Annotated in this window: 4 protein-coding genes; 2 read left to right on the forward strand and 2 right to left on the reverse strand. The window is 67.6% G+C overall.

Annotated elements, in window-relative coordinates; translation table 11 throughout:
* Positions 1 to 231: 231 nt before the first annotated feature.
* Positions 232 to 531, forward strand: a complete 300-nt coding sequence (locus HUU94_RS00415; RefSeq protein ID WP_174273164.1) for a hypothetical protein — start codon at positions 232 to 234, stop codon at positions 529 to 531.
* 10 nt (positions 532 to 541) lie between these two features.
* Here HUU94_RS00415 and miaB read toward each other — a convergent pair whose 3' ends face one another.
* The gene (gene miaB, locus HUU94_RS00420; protein WP_174273165.1) at positions 542 to 1,855 is read right to left on the reverse strand and encodes a tRNA (N6-isopentenyl adenosine(37)-C2)-methylthiotransferase MiaB; all 1,314 of its coding nucleotides are present in this window, start codon (positions 1,853 to 1,855) and stop codon (positions 542 to 544) included.
* Between the two features lie 309 nt (positions 1,856 to 2,164).
* On the opposite strand from miaB, the gene HUU94_RS00425 reads away from it, so the two are divergent.
* Positions 2,165 to 3,805, forward strand: a complete 1,641-nt coding sequence (locus HUU94_RS00425; RefSeq protein WP_174273166.1) for a ribonuclease J — start codon at positions 2,165 to 2,167, stop codon at positions 3,803 to 3,805.
* A gap of 42 nt (positions 3,806 to 3,847) precedes the next feature.
* Here HUU94_RS00425 and HUU94_RS00430 read toward each other — a convergent pair.
* Positions 3,848 to 4,299, reverse strand: a 452-nt coding sequence (locus tag HUU94_RS00430) for a hypothetical protein (protein ID WP_217429525.1), incomplete at its 5' end; no start/stop codon positions are given.

Raw genomic sequence — 4,299 nt, forward strand, 5'->3', positions numbered from 1 at the left:
ATCCCGCCGCCCAGCGCGGCATCCAGCCCGGCCACGCCGAGCGGGCGCCGCAAGGGCGGCGCGGCGGCAGGGGCCACGCCGAAGGCCGGGGATTTGCCGACCGGAAAGACAAACGACTCGCGCATACATGTTCGTGATATGTTCTTAATCTCAAGCGCAGAGTCAAGCGCCACACTCCGGTCGCAATGCATCCGCAGCTTGCCGCTGCTGCTCCCGAGGTGCGCGATGTCGATGGCGATCTTGCTGCTTCAGGTCAGCGCGGCGGCGCCCTTGCCGCCGATCGCCTTCGATCTCGCCAAGGCCAAGCCTCCCATACGGCGCTGCGGCAGCGGCACCGAGGCGGAGATCGTCGTTTGCGGCAGGAGCGATCCCGATCGCTATCGGGTCAAGCCGATCCAAGACAGCTATAGCGACAAGCCTATCGTCGCGGAGGCCAAGCTCGGCGGCGGCAAACTACAGGCGCATGGCATGAAGTCTCCGATTCCGGGCGCGCCGGGCCGCGCGATGCTCACCTTCACCACGACGTTCTAGGGCGTGGCACTCATACCATCGCCAGCGCGCTCACCCGCCCGTTCAGGCTTAACGGCCCCGCCGCCGCGATCTCGACGTCGATCAGATCGCCGATCGCGCCGCCATCGATCAGCACCGATTGCCCCCAGGGCGATTTGCCGAGCATCTGGCCCGGGCGCTTGCCGCTTCGCTCGATCAGCACCGCGCAGCTCTTGCCGACGGTCGCGCGATTGAACGCCATCTGCTGTTCGGCGATCGGCGCCTGGAGCCGTTGCAGCCGTTCGTCGGCGACGTGCGGCTCGATCTGACCGTCCATCGTCGCGGCGGGCGTGCCGGGACGCGGGCTGTATCGGAAGCTGAACGCCTGCGCATGGCCGATCGCGCGCACCACATCCAGCGTGGCCTCGAAATCCGCATCGCTCTCGCCGGGAAAGCCGACGATATAATCCCCCGACACCGCGATATCCGGCCGCGCGGCGCGGACGCGATCGATCAGACGAAGATAGGCGCCGACATCATGCGCGCGGTTCATCGCCTTGAGGATGCGATCGCTGCCCGCCTGCACCGGCAGATGGAGGAAGGGCATCAGTTTCTCGACGTCGCGGTGCGCCGCGATCAGGCCGTCGTGCATGTCGGTGGGATGGCTGGTGGTGTAGCGGATCCGGGCGAGGCCGGGCAGCAGCGCCAGCGCCTCGATCAGATCGTGCAGGCCGCGCGCGCCATCGCGCCAGGCGTTGACGTTCTGCCCGAGCAGGGTGATCTCGCGCGCGCCGCCGTCGATCAGCGCCCCGGCCTCGTCGATCAGCGCCGCCCAGGGCCGTGAGACCTCGGCGCCGCGCGTATAGGGCACGACGCAATAGGTGCAGAATTTGTCGCAGCCTTCCTGCACCGTGAGAAACGCGCTCGGCGCCTGAACGCGCCGCTTGGGCAGCGCCTCGAACTTGGAAAGCGCCGGCATGTCGGTATCGAGCGCGAAGCGCCCCGCCGCCGCATCGCGCACCAGCCTCGGCAGATTATGATAGGCTTGCGGCCCGACCACCACGTCGACCGCGCGGGCGCGGCGCGCGATCTCCGGCCCTTCAGCCTGCGCGACGCAGCCCGCGACCGCGATCATCGGCTTGCCGGTCTTGCGCTTCGCCAGCCGGCCGATGTCGGAATAGACCTTCTCGGCGGCTTTCTCGCGGATGTGGCAGGTGTTGAGGACGATCAGCTCGGCGGTGTCGGCGTCGGCCTGGCGGAGACCTTCGCTGGCGAGCAGCTCGCCCATGCGAGCGCCATCATAGACGTTCATCTGGCAGCCGAACGATTTGACGTGAAAGCTCTTGGGCGCCGGACGGCTGGTCATGACGCGCATCTAGAAGAATGGAGCTTGAGAAGAAAGTAGCCCGGCAGGGGGGTACAAGCCGGGCTAATTCCTGTGGCGGCATCCTCTCCCGAGGCCGTGAGCTCTAACGGCTGCCTCGCTCCCGGGCTGCCGCGCACCGGGGTATGGGTTGCCTACGCCCGCCCGAGCGAGACTGCAAGCGATTTCTGCGACAATTTTATGCATCTGCTTAAAGTCTAGGCAGATGCGGCGCTTGCTCAGCGCTGCGCAAGGTCTACAGGGAATGATGGCGCCGCCTTATGCGTGCCCCCTCTTTCAATCAGGCACCTCATGACGCTTCCCGGCAAAGAATTGCTTTTCCTCGCGCTCGGCGGATCGGGCGAAATCGGCATGAACGTCAACCTTTACGGGTGCGACGGCAAATGGGTGATGGTCGATCTCGGGCTGACCTTCGCCGATCCCGGCTATCCGGGGATCGACCTGATCCTGCCCGATCTCGACTTCATCGAGCGCAACGCCGATTCGCTGCTCGGCATCGTGCTGACGCATGGCCATGAGGATCATATCGGCGCGATCCCCTATCTCGCCGCCGATCTCGGGGTGCCGCTTTATGCGACCCCGTTCACCGCCGGGCTGATCCGCGGCAAGCTCGAGGAGGAGGGTATCACCAAGCAGGTGAAGCTCAAGGTGATCGAACGCGACTCCACCTTCGCGCTCGGCCCGTTCGGCTTTACCTACGTGCCGCTCGCCCATTCGATTCCGGAGGGCAACGCGCTCAAGATCACCACGCCCTACGGCACGATCTTCCACACCGGCGATTGGAAGATCGACGACGAGCCGCTGCTCGGAACGCCTTCCACCGCCGAGGAATTGAGCGCGATCGGCGACGAGGGCGTGCTCGCGTTGGTCTGCGATTCGACCAACGTGTTCAACGATACCGCCAGCGGCTCCGAAGCCGCGGTGCGCGAAGGGCTGGATGGCGTGATCCGCGCCGCGACCGGCCGCGTCCTCGTCACCACCTTCGCCTCCAACGCCGCGCGCGTGCAGACGCTGGGGCAGGTCGCGCGCGATTGCGGGCGGCAGCTCTGCGTCGCCGGACGATCGCTCGATCGCATCGTCAAGGTCGCCAAGGCGACGGGCTATCTTGCCGATTTTCCGCCGGTGATCGATTTCGATGCCGCGATGAAGCTGCCGCGCAACGAGGTGATGATCGTTGCCACGGGCGGCCAGGGCGAGGCGCGCGCCGCTTTGTCGCGCGTCGCGTTCGACAGCCACCAGATCAAGCTTTCGGCGGGCGATACCGTCGTCTTCTCGTCGAAGCAGATCCCCGGAAACGAGATGGCGATCGGCCGCATCCAGAACATGCTCGCCACCAAGGGCGTGAACATGATCACCGATCGGCAGGCGCACGTCCATGTTTCGGGGCATCCGGGGCGTCCTGAACTCGCGCTGATGTACAAGTGGATCCGGCCCGAGATCATCCTGCCCGTGCACGGCGAGATGCGCCACATGGCCGAGCAGGCGCGCTTTGCCGCCGAGGAAGGCATCGCCAAGGGCATCGTCCAGCAGAACGGCGACCTCATCCGCCTCGCCCCCAACGGCCCGAAGAAGATCGGCAACGAGCGCGCCGGGCGGCTGATCCTCGACGGCGACGTCATCCTGCCCGCCGACGGATCGACGATGAACGAGCGGCGGCGGATCGCGATCAACGGTGTCATCGCGGTCACGGTGGCGCTGGGGCAGGACGGCCGGGTGCGCGGCGCGCCGGCGGTGTTGATCCAGGGCGTGCCCGTGGAGGAGGACCGCGCGGACTTCCTCGCCGAGGTGCGCGGCGCGGCGCTCGAAGCGATGAAGAAGGGCGGTCGCGACGAGGCCGCGCTGCGCGAGGCGATCCGTCTCGGCGTCCGCAAGCGCGCGACGGGCTGGACGGGCAAGAAGCCGATCGTCGAGGTCGCGCTGATCCGCGTGTAACGCCCCGCCCCGCCTCTCCACCCCCCATGGCATCGGGATCGATCAGCGCATCAATCGCCAGCCGCGCCTGAGCTGGAAGCCGAGCGTCGCGGCGGCATAGAGCCAAAGGCCGGCGAGCCCCGCCCCCCAGCCCGCCACCACCACCACGGGCAGCAGCGCCCACGGCAATTCGTCGGCGCGTGCCAGCAAGGCCGGTTCGCCGGCACCACCCGCCCAGGCGTTGGCGCGCCGTTGCAGCGCGACCAAGATCATCGCGATCGGCAGCAGCAGACCGATCAACAGCCAACCCCACTGCCCCTGCCCGCGCGCCAGCCCGAGGCCGAGCCCTATGCTAGCAAGGATCAGCCCGGCATCGCCCGCGTACCGGATGGCGCGCGCGTGCAAGAGCGCGCGCGCCTGCACCGCCGACAGCCGCCGCGCGACCAGCCTGAGGATGCCCGCGACCAACAGCGCGACGAGCATCGGCCAGCGCGATCCGGCGAGCCCCGCCACGC

It is taken from the genome of Sphingomonas bacterium, assembly GCF_903644055.1.
GTDB lineage: Bacteria > Pseudomonadota > Alphaproteobacteria > Sphingomonadales > Sphingomonadaceae > Sphingomonas_I.